Origin of the sequence: Pseudomonas putida (assembly GCF_003228315.1) — a bacterium.
GTDB classification, from domain to species: domain Bacteria; phylum Pseudomonadota; class Gammaproteobacteria; order Pseudomonadales; family Pseudomonadaceae; genus Aquipseudomonas; species Aquipseudomonas putida_S.
In genome coordinates, this window is the sequence record NZ_CP029693.1 from 1,824,782 (window position 1) to 1,842,331 (window position 17,550).

General features: G+C 63.3%; 7 protein-coding genes. 5 read left to right on the top strand and 2 right to left on the bottom strand.

The window, feature by feature from the left end; translation table 11 throughout:
• Positions 1-9: 9 nt before the first annotated feature.
• Positions 10-894, top strand: coding sequence for a ChaN family lipoprotein (locus DKY63_RS08325; protein WP_110963674.1), 885 nt, complete (start codon positions 10-12; stop codon positions 892-894).
• A gap of 145 nt (positions 895-1,039) precedes the next feature.
• Here DKY63_RS08325 and DKY63_RS08330 read toward each other — a convergent pair whose 3' ends face one another.
• Together DKY63_RS08330 and DKY63_RS08335 are read right to left on the bottom strand one after the other, a co-directional pair.
• Complete coding sequence (locus DKY63_RS08330; RefSeq protein WP_110963675.1) at positions 1,040-1,429, bottom strand: c-type cytochrome; 390 nt, start codon at positions 1,427-1,429, stop codon at positions 1,040-1,042.
• A gap of 466 nt (positions 1,430-1,895) precedes the next feature.
• Positions 1,896-2,726 (bottom strand): oxidoreductase, encoded by an 831-nt coding sequence (locus DKY63_RS08335; RefSeq protein ID WP_110963676.1) that lies wholly within the window; start codon positions 2,724-2,726, stop codon positions 1,896-1,898.
• Between the two features lie 130 nt (positions 2,727-2,856).
• Here DKY63_RS08335 and DKY63_RS08340 point away from each other — a divergent pair, with 130 nt between their 5' ends.
• The 4 genes from DKY63_RS08340 (at position 2,857) to DKY63_RS08360 (ending at position 17,524) form a co-directional block, all read left to right on the top strand.
• Positions 2,857-3,762, top strand: a complete 906-nt coding sequence (locus tag DKY63_RS08340; protein ID WP_110963677.1) for a LysR family transcriptional regulator — start codon at positions 2,857-2,859, stop codon at positions 3,760-3,762.
• Between the two features lie 212 nt (positions 3,763-3,974).
• Positions 3,975-4,280 (top strand): NIPSNAP family protein, encoded by a 306-nt coding sequence (locus DKY63_RS08345; protein ID WP_110963678.1) that lies wholly within the window; start codon positions 3,975-3,977, stop codon positions 4,278-4,280.
• A gap of 240 nt (positions 4,281-4,520) precedes the next feature.
• A complete protein-coding gene (locus DKY63_RS08355; RefSeq protein ID WP_110963679.1) occupies positions 4,521-6,020 on the top strand; it encodes a lytic transglycosylase F in 1,500 nt (499 codons plus the stop codon).
• A gap of 155 nt (positions 6,021-6,175) precedes the next feature.
• Positions 6,176-17,524 (top strand): VCBS domain-containing protein, encoded by an 11,349-nt coding sequence (locus DKY63_RS08360; RefSeq protein WP_110963680.1) that lies wholly within the window; start codon positions 6,176-6,178, stop codon positions 17,522-17,524.
• Positions 17,525-17,550: the final 26 nt, after the last annotated feature.

The following is a 17,550-nucleotide window of genomic DNA, read 5'->3' on the forward strand; positions in this document are numbered from 1 at the left end:
GGAAAACCGATGCGCATTCTGCTGCTCTGCCTGTTCAGTCTGTTGGCTGCCTGCCAGTCCCACTCCGTCTCACCACCGCCGGCGGCCATTGCCCCCGAAGGGCGCGACCATGCCGACCGGGGCGTCATCCGCGAACTGGCCACCGGCCGTGCCCTGACGCCGCAAGAGCTGGTCGAACGCCTGGCCAGCGCACCCCGCGTGCTGGTGGGCGAACAACACGACAACCCCGATCATCACGCCCTGCAACTGTGGTTGCTGCGCGAGCTGGCCCGTCAACGCCCCCAAGGCAGCCTGTTGATGGAAATGCTCAACCCCGACCAGCAGGCCAAGGTCGATGCGGCGCAGGCCGCCACCCGTGCCGGCCAGCCACCGGCCGATCCCTATCAGGCGCTGTCCTGGCAAGCCAATTGGGACTGGGGCGTCTACGGTGCGTTGGTCAACTATGCGTTGCGCCAACCTTACCCGCTGCTGTCGGCCAATCTGGATCGGGCGCAGATCATGCAAATCTACAAGCAACGCCCGGTGCTCACAGGCGAGGCGTCCACCACGCAACAGGTGCAAGCGACCTTGCTGGAGGACATCCGCGATTCCCATTGCGGCTTGCTGCCCGAGTCGCAAATGCCGGCGATGCTCGCCGTGCAGCAGCAGCGCGACCGGCGCATGGCCGAGCGTCTTTTGGCGGCACCGACACCGGCCTTGCTGCTGGCCGGGGCGTTCCATGTGCGCAAGGACCTGGGTGTGCCGCTGCACCTGAAGGACCTGGGCGCTGGCGAGGGGAATGCGGTGCTGATCCTGGCCGAAGCGGGCAGAACGGTGACGGCCGAAAACGCGGATTACGTGTGGTATACGGCGGCTCAGCCGGCGCAGGATCATTGCGCGGGGTTGCGTCGATAGCAGGTGAAATGAGGGGTGAGGCCAATATCGCCATCGCGGGCAAGCCTTGCTCCCACAGGATTTGTGAACGACACAAACCCTGTGGGAGCAAGGCTTGCCCGCGATGGCGACATAACAGTCAACACAACAGGCCCTGACTCACCCCTCATGGGGCTGAAAAGGTCTGAAGATAAGCCAACAGATCTTCAATTTTCTCCGGATCACTCACCCCCCAGAAAATCATCCGTGTCCCCGGCACCACCGTCTTCGGCGCTTCGATGTACGCCGCCAGTTTCTCCCGGGTCCAGACAATGCCGGAGGACTTCATGGCGTCGGAATACTGATAATCGGTGGTGCTCCCGGCAGTGCGCCCGACGACACCGTTAAGCTGCGGACCGAAAAACGCCCGCGCCGACTCGCCGATCTGATGGCAACCGCTGCAAAAACGCTTGAACAGTTTCCCGCCCGCCTCGGCATCGCCCTGCGCATTCGCAGGCGCAGCGAACACGCCCGTACCGAGGCACAGTACGAAGGTCATCACGGCCGCCTTATTCATCCACCCCTCCAGATCAGGCATTGCCTGCGGCAAAAAATGGCCGCCATTTGATCATGCCCCGGTCGTCATGAAGAAGTTTTTCAGACGCGCAAGGCCAGAGTCGGCAGGTGCCGACCTGTTTCTGCCTGGACCCCGTTCCCTGTAGGAGCGAGCCTGCTCGCGATGGTCGTCAACGATAACGCTGGAAGTCTGATACGCCGTGGTGTTCCCGCGTTCATCGCGAGCAGGCTCGCTCCTACAGTTGAATGGCGTATGTCCGCGAAATCTGGTCGACCATGAGGCCGCCATCGCGGGCAAGCCCGCTCCGACAGGTTTAGTGGGTATCCGCAAAATCTGTGAACACCACCAAACACTGTGGGAGCTGGCTTGCCAGCGATGAGGCCGTGTCAGTCGACATCAAAGCCCACAGGGAAAAACAAAAATCCGGAGCCCCTCACAGGGCTCCGGATTTTTTGTGGCTCAGCTATCAGCCCTTGAAATCCGTCGACAGCGCCAACTCATTCCACTCGGCCAGTTCCTGGGCGACGAAGCGGTTTTTCGCTTCGATGCGCGCGATGGTGTCGCTGCCCAGCGCCAGGCGTTGCGGTGGCTTGGGCGCGTTGACCAGGGCCAGCATGGCCTCGGCGAACTTCACCGGGTCGCCCGGTTGGGCATGATTGGCTGATTCGGCATATTTGCGCATGGCGCCTACCGTCTCGTCGTAGTCCGCCAGTTCCAGCGCGGTCTTCACCAGCGATTGTTCGTCGAGGAAGTCGGTGCGGAAGAAACCTGGTTCCACCACCGTTGCGTGGATCCCCAGTGGTGCCAGTTCCTGGTGCAGCGCCTCGGTGATGCCTTCCACCGCGAACTTGGTGGAACCGTACACGCCCCAACCCATGTAGGCCTGGTAGCCACCGATGGAGGAGATGTTGATCACATGCCCGGAGCGCTGGCGACGCATGTGCGGCAGCACCGCGCGGGTCACGTTGAGCACACCGAAAACGTTGGTGGCGAACAGGCGCTCGGTCTCGCTGGCGCTGGTCTCTTCCACCGCCCCCAGCACGCCGAAGCCGGCATTGTTGATCAGTACATCGATGCGGCCGAAACGCTTGATGCCTTCTGCGACCGCCTGATGGGCTTCCTCCTCGCGGGTCACGTCCAGTCGCACCGCCAAGAGGTTTGGATGGTCGCCCAGTTTGGCGATGACATCTTCAGGTTTACGAGCCGTGGCAATCACCGCGTCGCCGGCACGCAGAGCCTGTTCTGCGATCAGAGTGCCAAAACCACGGGAAGCGCCAGTAATGAGCCAAGTACGCATATCAACTCCTCCTGTCAGCGACCCGAGCGTGATTGCCGGGTCTTCTTGATGAGTTGACGCCACTTTAAAACTCCACTACTGATGTGATAATCCCAACAATTTTGCATAGCTTTGTGAAAGGTACTCACAAATGAAAGCGCCCTCCGCCGCCGATCTCTCGATCTTTCTGTGCGTGGCCAATCACCTGAACTTCAGCCGCGCGGCGGTGGAACTCGGGGTCACGCCTTCGGCGCTCAGCCATTCGGTGCGCACCCTGGAGAACCGCCTGGGTGTGCGACTGTTCAACCGCACCACGCGCAGCGTCGGCCTGACCGAGGCTGGCGATCGACTTCATGCCCGATTGAAACCGGCCTTTCGCGATATCGACGATGCGCTGGAAGACCTCAACAGTTTCCGTGACAAACCCTCGGGCAGCCTGCGCATCACGGCCGGTCGCCAGGCGGCGGAGCTGGTGCTGCTGCCGCTGGCGGGCCGGTTTCTGGAGGCGTATCCGGACGTGAAGCTGGAGATCGTGGCGGACGATGGTCTGGTGGATGTGGTCGCCGGCGGCTTCGATGCCGGCGTACGTTTCGGCGTGCGGCTGGAGGCCGACATGGTGTCGCTGCCCATCGGTTCGTATTTGCGCTCGGTGGTCGTGGGGTCGCCAGCCTTCTTCGAGCAGCACCCGATTCCGCACAAGCCCGAAGATTTGCATGGCCTGCCGTGCATCCGTCATCGCTTCCCCAGTGGCACGCTGTATCGCTGGGAATTCGAACGGGGCGGCATTGCCGAGGAAATCGAAGTCGACGGCCCGCTGACCCTGGGCGATGTGAGCCTGATGGTCGGCCCGGCGCTGGCGGGGGTCGGCCTGGCGTATGTCTTCGAGGACATGGTCAAGGCCTGGGTAGCCGACGGCAGCCTGATACAGGTACTGGGCGACTGGTGCCCCTACTATCCCGGGCTGCACCTGTATTACCCGAGCCGCCGCCATGTGCCGGCGACGCTCAAGGCCTTCATCGAATTCGTGCGCGCGGCGCGGGAGGACAATCCGCGATAACCGCACCTGTCCCCCTGTAGGAGCGAGCCTGCTCGCGATAAACGTCCAGGCAACGCGATCTTTCAGACAGCCCGCGTTATCGTTGACGTCCATCGCGAGCAGGCTCGTTCCTACAGAGGGCCGCGTGTTAGAAAATCCAGCGTCTGCGCTGGCATTTGATCCGCACACGCGAGCGACTCAACCAACCTTTAACCCTCAAGGAGAGAAAACCGATGGTCACCTGCTACCTCAAATACGTGCTCGACCCTTACAAGCTCGAAGCCTTCGAGCACTACGGCAAGCTGTGGATTCCCCTGGTGGAAAAATTCGGCGGTCAGCATCACGGTTACTTCCTGCCGTCCGAAGGCGCCAACAACATCGCCCTGGCGATGTTCACCTTCCCAAGCCTGGCGGACTACGAAACTTACCGGCAGCAGTCGATGAACGATCCGGAGTGCATCGCGGCGTTCAAATATGCGGAAGAAACCCGCTGCATCCTCAGCTATGAACGCAGCTTCTTCCGGCCGGTGTTCGGATAATCACGACCTGCGCCTGGCAACATCCCAACTGTAGGAGCGAGCCTGCTCGCGATAGCGAATTATCATCCAACACTGATGTTGACTGACCCACCGCTATCGCGAGCAGGCTCGCTCCTACAGGGGGAATGGACCCTTCCTGCAAAATTTTTACCTTCCCCGCCTTTCGACCCGGTAAATGGCCAGCCATTGGCCATACTGCTATGTGCCCCTCCGATCTCCCTGCCCTGTCCGGTGAGTGAAATGAACATCCCGTGGAGCCGTTTTCGCGCATTGCCCCTGATGCTGTTGCTGTGCTGCCTCAACACCGCGCTGGCACAGACCCACCCCGAATTGCCTGCCGTCGAACTGACTCCGGCCGAAGAAGCCGAAGTGCAAAAAATGGTGCTGCCCGTGCTGCCGGACTGGACCGGTGACTTCGAAGGCATGCGCGAGCGCCGCCTGGTCCGAGTGCTGGTGCCTTACAGCAAGACCTTCTTCGAACTGGATCGCGGTCGCCAGCGCGGACTGACCTACGAACTGGGCAAGGGCCTGGAAGCCTGGCTGAACAAGACCCAGCCCTACGGGAAGAAATCCATGCAATGGCGGGTCATGTTCATCCCCACCCCGCGCAACAAGTTGATGCCCGATCTGATCAAGGGCGTCGGCGACATCGCCGCCGGCGGCCTGACCGTGACCGAGGCGCGCCTGAAGGACGTGGATTTTTCCGACCCGTTCGCGGTGAACATTCCGGAAATCCTGGTCACTGCGCCTGGCAGCAAGGCCATTGAAAAACTCGAAGACCTGTCCGGCCTGGAAATTACCGTGCGTTCTTCGAGCAGCTACTACGAACACCTGCAGGCCTTGAACGCCACGTTCAAGGAAAAAGGCCTGGCGCCCATCGACCTCAAGGCCGCCGACGAAAACCTCGAATCCGAAGACCTGCTGCAAATGGTCAATGCCGGATTACTCAAGGCCACGGTGGTGGATCGCTACATCGCGAAAATCTGGGCACCGCTGTACACCGACATGCAGATTCACGAAAACATCGCCGTGCACGACAACTCGGAGTTTGCCTGGGCGATTCGCAAGGACAGTCCGCAGTTGAAGGGCCAGTTGGCCGAGTTCGTCAAAACTCACAAGGTCGGCACCACGTTCGGCAACAGCCTGCGCACCAAGTACGTCACCAACAGCAGCAAGCGGGTGCTCAACGCCACGTCCGAAGAGGAGATGAAGAAATTCAATGAGATGGTGGAAATCTTCGACCGCCACGCCGCCACCTACGGTTTTGACCACCTGATGCTGATGGCCCAGGGCTTCCAGGAATCGCAACTGGATCAAAAGGCCCACAGCCCGCGCGGTGCGGTAGGCGTCATGCAACTGCTGCCCAAAACCGCCAAGGATCCAACCGTGGCCATCGTCGGTATCGACAAGAGTGCCGACAAAAACATCGAGGCCGGCAGCAAGTACATGCGCCTGCTCGCGGACAAATACCTGAACGATCCGCAATTGAACGAGATGAACAAGACCCTGATGACATTTGCCGCCTACAACGCCGGGCCCGGCAACCTGCGCAAGTTTCGCGCATTGGCGGAAAAGTCCAACCTGGACAAAAACGTCTGGTTCGCTAATGTTGAACAAGCCGCCGCACAAGTCGTGGGTCGCGAGACCGTGGATTACGTCGGCAACATCTACAAGTACTACGTGGCGTACAAGTTGGTTGAGGAGAAAAACGCAGCGGCGGCAGCCAAAACCAACCAGTGATGGCCAATGGCTGCTGCACCAGATGTCCCAACACCGTCTGGATGGGGGCTTGGCGCATGGAAATGTAAAAATTTCGTTCTAAGCTAAACCTGTCCAATAGTGGGCGTTTTGTACAAAGGATTGGTTCAACGCGAGGCAGGTTGAGGGCTTCCACTATGTCAGAAACACCGCGTCTGTTTTCAGGTCTGCACTTGCGTCCACAACGTCAGGCTCTGGCACTGGAGCCACGGATTCTGTTCGACGGTGCCGCCGCGTCGGCGGCTGCCGACCAGCATCACAGCAACCCCGTCGACGCCGCTCACCCGGCCACGGACCCGGCTGCCACGCCCGCCACGCCGACCGAAGCCCGTCCTGCCACCGAGCCGGCCCCCTCGGCCGCGCGCAGCCTGCTGGTGATCGACAGCCGCATCGAAAACCGTGAGCAACTGATGGCGCAACTGCCGGGGAACGTCACGGCTATTGTGGTCAACGCCGGTGAAGACGGCCTGGCGGCAATCTCCGCGGCCTTGGCACAACTGGGCAAGGTCGATTCGATCCAGGTGCTGTCCCACGGCGCCTCCGGGCAATTCACCCTGGGCAACCGCACCATCACCGCCGACAACGTCGACCAGCTTGGCAAGACTCTCGAACAATGGCGCAACAACCTGACCCAGGGCGCTGATATCCAGCTTTATGGTTGCGACATCGGTGCAGGCGTCGCCGGCAGAACCCTGGTCACCGAAATCGCCCGCTGGACCGGTGCCGATGTCGGAGCCTCCAGCAATGACACCGGCAGCGCCAAGGCCGGCGGCGACTGGACCCTGGAAACCAGAGTCGGTGATATCGACAAGAGCATCGCCCTGAGCAGCGTGGCCATGGCCCATTTCGACGGCTTGCTGGCCGACGCCGCGCCCACCGTGACCCTGCCCGCCGCCGGCAGCGATGTGCTGCTGGGTGACAACTTCAGCTTTACTGTCAATTTCAACAACACCTCCACCCAACCCGGTTTCGCGCCCTTCATCAATCTGGCGCTGCCGGCCACCGGCAAGGATGGCGACGACGGGGTCAACTTCATCTCCGCCACCTACCTGGGACAAAACCTGGTCACCCATACGGTGACGTTCGACGCGGCCGGCAACGCGACCCACCCTCTGGCAAAAGACGCCAACGGTAACTTCCTGATCATCAACGCGGCGTCTTTCGGCATGCGCGCCGGCGACAAGTTGGTGGTCATCGAACTGCCCTTTGCCAGTGTCACCAATCAGCAGCCAATCATCCCGGTGCAGATCACCGCCAGTCTGAGCAATCTCGCCGATACCGACTTCTCCAATGGCAGCCCGGACTTGACCATCCGCGCCAGCGGCGGCTTCCAGTTCGGCAACGATGCACTGGACAACCCGACTAACGACCCGAGCCTGATCCAGGTCGGCGGCGCGGCCTTCGTGGTACACCCGACCGTCATCACCTTTGACGAGACCATCACCACCCCCGAAGGCGAAACCGCCACCGGGCCGAACTACGGCCGCACCCTCACGGTGACCGTGACACCCGCGCCGGGCCAGACGCTGTCCCATGTCATCGTCACCCAACCGCTGCCAGACAACATCCAGGTCACGGCCATCACCCCAGGCCCTGGCGGGCGCCTGACCTCGATCACGCTGCATGACGGCACGGTGGTCACCGATCCGGTGGCCATCGCCGCGCTGATCGCATCCGATACCGTGTACATCAATTCTTTTACCGTCGAATACGACAGCCTGACCGCCGCCACCAACACCCAGGTGGCGTTCTACGTACCGGAAGTCGACGCCAACGGCCAGGCGATCATCAACCCGGTCACGGGCGACGCCGTCACCATCACCCTCGGCGCACCGACCGCCAGCGGCCAATGGGCACCGCTGGACCCGCGCGACGTAGTGGCGCCCAATACCACCATCGACTTCACCGGCACCGGTCGCCCCACCGACTTCATCGCCAAGTCCATCACCCTGCTCAAACAGGTGACCCTGCAAACCGACATCGGCCAGACCGGCATCACCCCCGGCGATACGCTGCAGTACACCCTGAACCTGGCGATTTCCGACTACTTCGCCTTCGGCAAGGACTTCTTCAACGAGGGCCAACTGGTCATTCGCGACCAGCTCAGCGATGGGCAAACCCTCACCGGCACACCGACCCTGACTGTGACCCTCAACGGCGTGCCGCAAACCATCACCCTGGTGACCACCACGGTGGTCAATGCCGATGGCAGCACGTCGATGGTTTTCGACATCGCCCAGTCGCTGCGCAATGCCTTCTCAAATATTCGCGGCTGGCTCAATGGCGACCTGGCTTTCGATGACACCCTGGAAGGCGCGGTGCTGGCAGTGCTCAGCTATTCGGCCGTTGTCGGCCAGACCTACAAGCCGCCATCGGGCGCGCCCCACAGCGAAATCAACGAAGGCGACGAGATCGGCAACACGGCCGTGGTCGATGGCACGCTGCTGCAAGACATCTTCAACCTGACCGGGCAAAGCGAAACCGATGGTTCGGCCACCACCAGCGTGATCCCGACCAACACCGTCGACATCAATATCGTCGAGGTCAACAACGGCACGCCACCTGCCAGCGGCGAATTGCGCCCAGGCGATGAAGTGACCTTCGAGCTCACTTACGACCTGGTGACCGGCGACTACGAGCAGTTCAAGCTCACCGCCTATCTGCCGCTGCCGTTGTTCGACGTGACGGGCGTGACCTGGGCCAATGGCAGCGATCCCAACCAATGGCAGATCGGCCCCGGCAACACCAATGCCGGTGGCGTGCTCACCGTGACCAGCGCCGCCGGCAACTCGGTGGTGTTCGATTTCGGCAGCTTCGTCACCGCCGACACCACCGGCAGCCGCATCGTCGTGCGCTTTACCGTGCGCGTCGGCGACCAGCCGTTCGCCGACCAGCGCTCGCTGGATGTACTGGCGCAATCGAGCCAGCAAACCACCCTCACCGACCGCACCCTGATTTCCTCGGACGTGGTGGCCATCGTCTCGGTGGCCGAACCGGTACTGGCGATCAAGCACGGCGTGGTGTCCAGCACCAATGGCACCGTCAGCAACACCACCGGCAGCTGGAATGCCCCCGGCACCACCGGCGTGCCGTTCAATGGCAGCGTGACCGATCTGGCGGCGGTGGACGGCAACATCACCGGCATCGACGGCGGCGACACCCTGCGCCTGGTCACGGCCATCGAAAACACCGGTGGCGGCGGCGCGTTCGACGTCACCACCAGCATTACCCTGCCCACCGGCCTGAGCTTCGTTGGCGGCAGCCTGGCCGCTGCCAACCTGCAGATTTATCGCGGCGACGGCACCGCGCTGGTACTGGGCGTGGACTACAGCGTCAACGGCAACCAGATCACCTTCCTCGATGCCGGTGGCCAGGCCACCCTGCTCGCCGGTCGCAGCGGCACCGCCGCCGACACCAGCGGCGCCAACCTGGTGGTGATCAGTTACGACGTGGTGGTCAGCTCCACCATCGAAGCCAGCCGCAGCCTGCAAAGCACCGCGACCCTGAGCAATTACGCCAGCGTCAACAATGGCACCGACTTCACCCCCACCGACCTGACCGACCTGTCCAGCCAACAGGTGGCGGCACCGGTGATCACCAAAGTGTTCGCCGACGGCACCCTCGATAACGGCGATTCCAGCGCCACCCACACCACCGGCAGCGACCTGGTGATCGGCGAAAGCATGCGCTACGACATCGTCGTCACCCTGCCCGAAGGCAGCACGCAAACCCTGCGCATCGACGACCTGATCCCGCCGGGCATGCGCCTGGACACCACCTTCAACGGCGGCCTGGGTTACCAGATCATCACCACTCGCGCCGGCAGTGGCGCCCTGGGCGCCGACTTTGCCGGCAGCATCGTGGTCAGCGGTTTTGCAGGTCAAGGCGGCACTTTGGGCGACGACGGCGTGGATGCACGCTGGACCTTCAGCGTGTCCGGCGCCACCGCCGACAACCAGACCGGCAACAACACCTTCGTGATTCGCCTGCAACTGGTGGCCAACAACGTGATCGCCAACCAGGCCAACAAGGCGCTGCAGAACAGCGCGCAACTGACCTTCAGCGACCCGGACAGCGACACGCCCAACGGCAACGTGGCGGTGGACCGCACCGTCGCGCTCACCGGTGGCCAACCCACGGTGACCGTGCGTGAACCGACCCTGACCGTCACGCAAGTGCTGACCTCGACCTCGGGCCTGGGCGGCTACGACCAGGGCGACACGGTGACCTTCACCATCACCCTGACCAATGGCACCGGCGGCAGCGACTTCAATGCCTTCGACATCACCTTCCTCGACAACCTGCCCACCCAACTGGACAACATCATCCTCACGGGCAAGTTGTATCTAGGGGGCGCGACCAATAACGGCGGCGTGGATTTCGAAATCGTCAACGGCCAGTTGCGCACCGTCAACGGCGCCAACATCGACATCGCCAAGGGCGGCAGCATCGTGTTGAGCCTGTCGGGCGTGGTCAACGCCACGGCAGCGTCGCAGTCCAATTTCGCCAACGTGGCGACCGTGCAATGGACCAGCCTCGACGGCACTCAGGCCGGCGAACGTACCGGCGTCGACGGGCCGCTCAACGGTGGCACGCTCAACGACTATCGCAACAGTTCGGTGCTGGTGGTGCCGGTGGCCCAGGCCATCCAGATCTCCCGGGTCGGCGGCTTGCCTGATACCGCCGCGCCGGCGCCGACCACGGCACCGGTGGAAGCGGTGACCATCGGCGAAGTGATCCGTTATCGCGTGGTGGTGCTGGTGCCGGAAGGCAACAACCCCAACTACCAGATCCAGATCACCCTGGCCAACGGCCTGCAATTCATCTCCCCGGATGCACTGGTCAACGCCTTGCGCATTGGCTTTATTTCCAATGGCGGGTTGGTCAGCGATGCCAACCTGATCGTCGGCGGCACCCTGGCCATCGATGGCAACGAAAACAGCCCCGAAGCCTTGCCGATTACTCCGGACCTGCTGGGCCTGGGCCCGACCGGTGTGTTCGACCCCAGCCGCCTGACCGTGGTCACCAACCCCGACGGCAGCCAGACCATCACCTTCAACCTCGGTAACGTGGTCAACGGCAACGGCACCGATGACGACCTGGAAGGCGTGGTACTGGAGTTCAACGTGCGGGTCGCCAACCAGGCGAGCAACCTCGCCGGTGCCCAGTTGGGCGCCAGTGCCCTGGAGATCGTCAACGGTGCGGGCCGGGCGGCCAGCAACACCATTCTGGAACGCATCGTCGAGCCAAGCTTCAGCGGCCTGGACAAGCAAGTGGTGGCCTTCGATCCGAACCCGACCGGCACCACCGGTACGGCCACGGTGCAATTGAGCTTCACCCAGAACGGCGGCCTGCCGGCGTTCGACGCCCAGGTGGTCGACAACTTTGCCGGCGGCAGCAACTACACCCTGATCAGCGTCACCATCAACGGCACCACCTTCGGGCCGGGCAACCTGCCCGCCGGCGTGACCTTCAGCACCACCGGTGGCCTGAGCGTCAACTTCGATCAGCTGGATGTCGGCGCCCAGATCCAGGTGCGCTATCAAGTCACCCTGCCCAACAACGCGATCGTTGCCAGCAGCAACGCCACCCTGACCTGGAGCAGCCTGCCGGAAGACTTCACCAGTTGGGGCGGCAACAGCGTCGGCATCGATGGCACCATCAATGGCGAGCGCACTGGCAGCACGGTCGGCCCCAACCAGTACATCCTGCGCGACAACGCCGGGCTCGGGGTGATCACCGGTACGTTATGGAACGACACCGCCTCGGCCACCGGCAGCACCGTGCCCGATGGCCCCGGCCTTGCCGGGCAAACCGTGACCCTGACCTGGGCCGGCGCCGACGGGCAACTGGGCACCACCGCCGACAACCTGGTGTTCACCACCGTGACCGACGCCAACGGCCAGTACCATTTCGGCGTGCTGCCCCTGGGTGTATTCCGCATCGATGCACCACCGGGGCTGGTGACCTTCCCGCAACCGGTTGGCGACTTGCGCGTGCGTATCGACAGCGACGGCGGCACCCTCGGGCAGATCACTATCAGCCTGGGCGATGCCGATACCCAGGCGGCGAACGCCGGTTACGTCGAACAGAACGATGCGCCGGTCAACACCCTGCCCGGCACCCAGCAAGGCCTGGAAGACGTGCCGCTGAACATCGGCGGCATCAGCGTCGCGGACGTCGATGTCGACCGTGATCCCAACGTGGCGGACCGCAACATCAGCGTGACCCTGAGCGTGTTGCACGGCACCTTGTCCCTGGGCACCACCCTGCCCGGCGTCACCGTCACCGGCGCCAATACCGCCAGCCTCACCCTCAGCGGCACCCTGGCCGACGTCAATAGCGTGCTGGCGAGCCTGCGCTACCTGGGCAACCAGGACTTCAACGGCACCGACACCCTGACCGTGGTCAGCAATGACCAGGGCAACTTCGGCGACGCCAATGGCGATGGCCTCCCGGGCACTCCCGCCGATGCGCTGACCGACACCGACACCCTGCAAATCATCCTCGCCCCGGTCAACGACCCGCCGATCGGCGTCGATGACGTCGCCACCGCCGTGGAAGCCGGCGGCACCAACAACAACGTGATCGGTGTCGACCCCACCGGCCAGTTGCTGGCCAACGACACTGACGTCGACATCGCCACCAACGCCGACAAGCTGCATGTGTTCTCCGTGGCCTCGGTGAATAACGGCGGCGCACAAACACCCGTGCAAGCCGTGACGGTGATCACCGGCCAGTACGGTCGCCTGATTGTTGGCACCAACGGCGCCTATCAGTACATCGTCGACAACAACAATCCGCTGGTTCAGGCCCTGCGCCTGTCCGGCCAGACCCTGACCGACAGTTTCGACTATGTGCTGGCCGACCTGGCCGGCGCCACCGACATCGCCCGACTGACCGTGACCATCCAGGGCGCCAACGACACCCCGGTGGGGGTTGACGACAACAACGTCGCCATCGAGGCCGGCGGCGTGCGCAATGGCACACCGGGCAGCAATGCCGTGGGCAATGTGCTCACCAACGACACCGACGTCGACACCGTCGCCAATGGCGAAACCAAAACCGTCACCGCCGTGCGCCCGGTTCCCGAAGCCGGTACCGGCCCGATCACGCCGGTCACCGGCCCGACTGTCGTCGCCGGCCTGTACGGCACGCTGACCATCAACACCGACGGCAACTACACCTATGTAATCGATAACAACAACGTCACGGTGCAGCGCCTGAGCGCCGGCGATCAGTTGATCGAGTTCTTCAGCTACCGGGTCACCGATGCCGGTGGCCTCAACGATGTCGCGCAATTGCGCATCGTCATCCAGGGCGCCAACGACAACCCGGTGGCCAGCGACGATGCTGCCGATGCCCAGGCGGCCTCCACCAACGGCAACGCCACCGAGAGCAATCCGACCGGCAACGTGATCCTGTTCCCCAGCCGTCCCGGCACCGTCGACAACGGCATCGATACCGACGTCGATGCAGCGGACCAGCCCAGCGGGCAGTTGCACGTCGATGGCGTGATCAACAAGAGCGAGGCCACGTTCGACCCGGTCAATGACGTGCTGACCGGCGTCACCGCCGGCACCTCCCAGGCCAACGGCACGGTTGTGGTCGGACAGTTTGGCACCCTGCGCATCGGCGCCGACGGTTCGTTCTTCTATGACGTCGACAGCACCAATGCCACGGTTCAGGGCCTGCAAGCCGGACAGACGCTGACCGAGTTCTTTACCTATCGCGTAGTCGATAGCAAGGGGCTGACCGATACCGCGCAACTGGTGATTACCGTGCATGGCGTCAACGATCCGCCCGTGGCACAGAACGTCATCGCGATCGCCACCGAAGCCGGCGGCCTGAACAACGGCACGCCGGGCGTGAATCCGACGGGGGATGTGACGGCCAATGCCTTCGACCCGGATGGCGACCCATTGACCGTCACCTTGATCCGCGCTGGCGCGGAAAGTGCCGGCGGCGCCTCGGTGCCGGTGGTAGCCGGCGGTACGGTGGTCGTCGGCTTGTACGGCACCCTGACCATCAATCCCGACGGCAGCTACAGCTATGTCGTCGATAACAACAATGCGGATGTGCAGGCGCTGCGCCGCAGTACCGACCTGCTGCTCGAACGCTTCACCTACACCATCAGCGATGGCGTCAATCCGAACCCGGAAACCGACACCGCCGAAATCATCGTGTTGATCAGCGGCAAGAACGACAATCCGGTGGCCACCGATGACACGGCCACCGCCATCGAGGCCGGCGGCCTGAACAACAACCAGCCGGGCGTGGACCCTACCGGCAACGTGCTGACCAACGACACCGACGTGGATGGCGGCGAAATCCCCGCCGACCTGCCCGCCCACGATTACGGCGAAACCCGCGCCGTGGCCTCGGTACGCACCGGTGTCGAGGGCTCGACGAGCCCTGACGGAATACTGGGCACCGAACTGCGTGGCGCCTTCGGCTGGCTCACGCTCAACGCCGACGGCAGCTACAGCTATCGCCTGGACAACAGCATGGCGGCCGTACAGGCCCTGCGGGCCGGCAACACTCTGGTCGACAACTTCAACTACAGCGTGATCGATGCCGCGGGCGCGCAGGACATCGCGACCCTGACCATCACCATCCAGGGCGCCAACGACACCCCGGTGGCGCAGAACGACGTCAACACCGCCATCGAAGCCGGCGGCCTGAACAACGCCATACCGGGCATCAATCCCAGCGGCAATGTTCTGGCCAATGACACTGATGTCGATGGCAACGGCGAAGTCCTCAGTGTGATCGGCGTGCGTCAGGGCGCCTCCGTCGGCGTGATCGGTTCCGGCCTGGCCGGTGCTTTCGGCACCCTGACCCTCGGCGCCAATGGCAACTACAGCTACGTGCTGGACAACAGCAACCCGCAGGTCCAGGCCTTGCGCACCAACGGCGACGTGCTGACCGAAACCTTCACCTACCAGATCCGCGACCTGGCCGGCGCCACCAGCACCGCGACCCTGACCATCACCATTCGCGGCAGTAACGACAACCCGCTGGCGGTCGACGACAGCACCGTGGCCGTCGAAGCCGGCGGCACCGCCAATGCCATACCGGGCATCGACCCCACCGGCAATGTGCTGACCAACGATACCGACGTCGATGCCAATGACACCAAGACCGTCACCGACATCCGCACCGGCACCGAAGTCGCCGGCGGCACCTTCACCGGGGTCACCACCAGCCAGGTCCTCAATGGTCTGTACGGCACCCTGACCATCAACGCCAACGGCTCGTACAGCTACGTGGTCAACAACAACCTCGCGGCGGTGCAGGCGCTCAAGGTCGGCGATTCGCTGGTGGAAACATTCACCTACCGCATACGCGACACCGCCGGCGCCACCGACATCGCCCAGCTGAACATCCGCATCGACGGCGCCTGGGATGCGCCGGTGGCCACCAACGATGTCGCGGTGGCCGTGGCGGACAACGGCGCGGGCAACAGCGTCAACCCGACCCGCAACGTGTTGCCCAACGACACCGATGTCGACCAGGGCGATGTGCTGCACGTCACCGGCATTCGCTTCGGTACCGAAGCGGCCGGCGGTACGCTGGATGCGGTCAACGCGGGCACCGACAACACCAACGGCACGTTGATCAACGGCCAGTTCGGGCAACTGATCATCGGCGCCGACGGCAACTACACCTACATCATCGACTCCAGCAACCCGACCGTTCAGGGCCTGGGACCACTGCAGTTCCTCGATGAACACTTCACCTACCGGGTCACCGATCTGGGCGGACAAAGCGACCTGGCGGAAATCCACATCATCATCCGCGGGCGCAATGACGCACCCCATGCCAACACCGATACCGGCACCGCCGTGGAGGCCGGTGGCCTGAACAATGCGCAGCCCGGAGTCGATCCCGGCGGCAACGTCATCGGTAATGACACCGACCTTGAAAACGATGCCCTGACCATTTCCGCAGTGCGCACCGGCACCCTGACCGGCACTGGCACCACGGGCGTGGTCGGCACCTCATTGCGCGGGCAATACGGCGATCTGGTCCTGCTGCCCGACGGCACCTGGCGCTACACCCTGGACAACAGCCTGCCCGCCGTTCAAGCACTGCGTGTCAGCGGCCAGACCCTGGTCGATGTGTTCACCTACACCGAGAGCGACGCCTTTGGCGCCACCTCGAGCGCCGAACTGCAAATCACCATCGACGGGCGCAACGACACCCCAGTCGCCCAGGACGACGGCAACACCGCCCTCGAAGCTGGCGGGGTCAATAACGGCACACCGGGCACCAACGCCACCGGCAACGTGCTGGACAACGACACCGACGTCGACAGCGTGGCCAACGGCGAGAGCAAGCAAGTACTGAGCGTCAGTGCCCAGAACGGCCAGAGCAGTGGCGCAGGCCAGGTGCTGGTCGGCCTTTACGGTCAGCTGACCTTGAACGCCGACGGCACCTACACCTACATAATCGATAACAGCAATCCGCAAGTGCAGGCCCTGCGCACCGCCGCCAACACCCTGAGCGAGACCTTCACCTATCGCATGAGCGATACCTTTGGTGCGACCTCGGATGCACGCCTGACCATCGTCATTCAGGGCGCCAACGACGCACCGGTGGCGCAGAACGACAGCGCCGTAGCCAGCGACCAGACACCTGCGCCGCAGGCCACTGGCAACGTGCTGCCCAACGACACTGATGTGGATGCCAACGACGGCCTGCAAGTGGTTGCCGTGCGCACCGGCAGCGAAGCGGGTACCGGCACGGCCGGGGTGATCGGCCAGCCGATCCTCGGTCTCTACGGCACTCTGGTCCTCAACGCCGACGGCAGCTACACCTACACCATCGACCAGAGCAACCCCGCGGTGCTGGCCGCTGCCGGGCTGGGGCAGGTGCTGCAGGACGTGTTCACCTACACCATCAACGACATCAACGGTGCCAGCGACCAGGCCGAACTGGTGATCAACCTCGACATCGCCACGCCGTTCATCCCGGCGCCGCAGGACGATTTCTTCGACAACGACCCGAACAACCGCAGCAACCGCAACGGCGTCTTGCGCCTGCCGGATCCAACCCCGGCGATCTTCATCACCCCGGTGGTGGAACGCGAAGCTCGGGCACTGGAAGTCTCGAGCTGGAACGCGGGGGGCTCGAACCTGCGCATTGCCAGCGTCGGCGAGTTCACCAACGAGTCGACGGGCGCCGGGCTGGGTCTGGTGCCGGGGCAATACGTGTCCCAGGCGGTGCGTGAAAGCCGTCTGGAAAGCGACCTCGACCTGGCCTGGATTCTGGGCCGCCAGGGCCGTACCAGCCTGAGCGCCGATGGCCTGTTGAGCGATCCGTCGCTGTTCACCCTCGAGAGCGCCCACATGACCCAAGGCCCGGCACAAACCGAGAAACCGGCCGAGCCGCGCCAGGCCCGAGGCTTCAGCGCCCAGTTGCGAACCGCTGCGAACCGTCTGAACCCGATCAATCGAGAACCGCGAAATCCGTCCAATTGAAAAGAATCGGTGAACACAAAGGATTG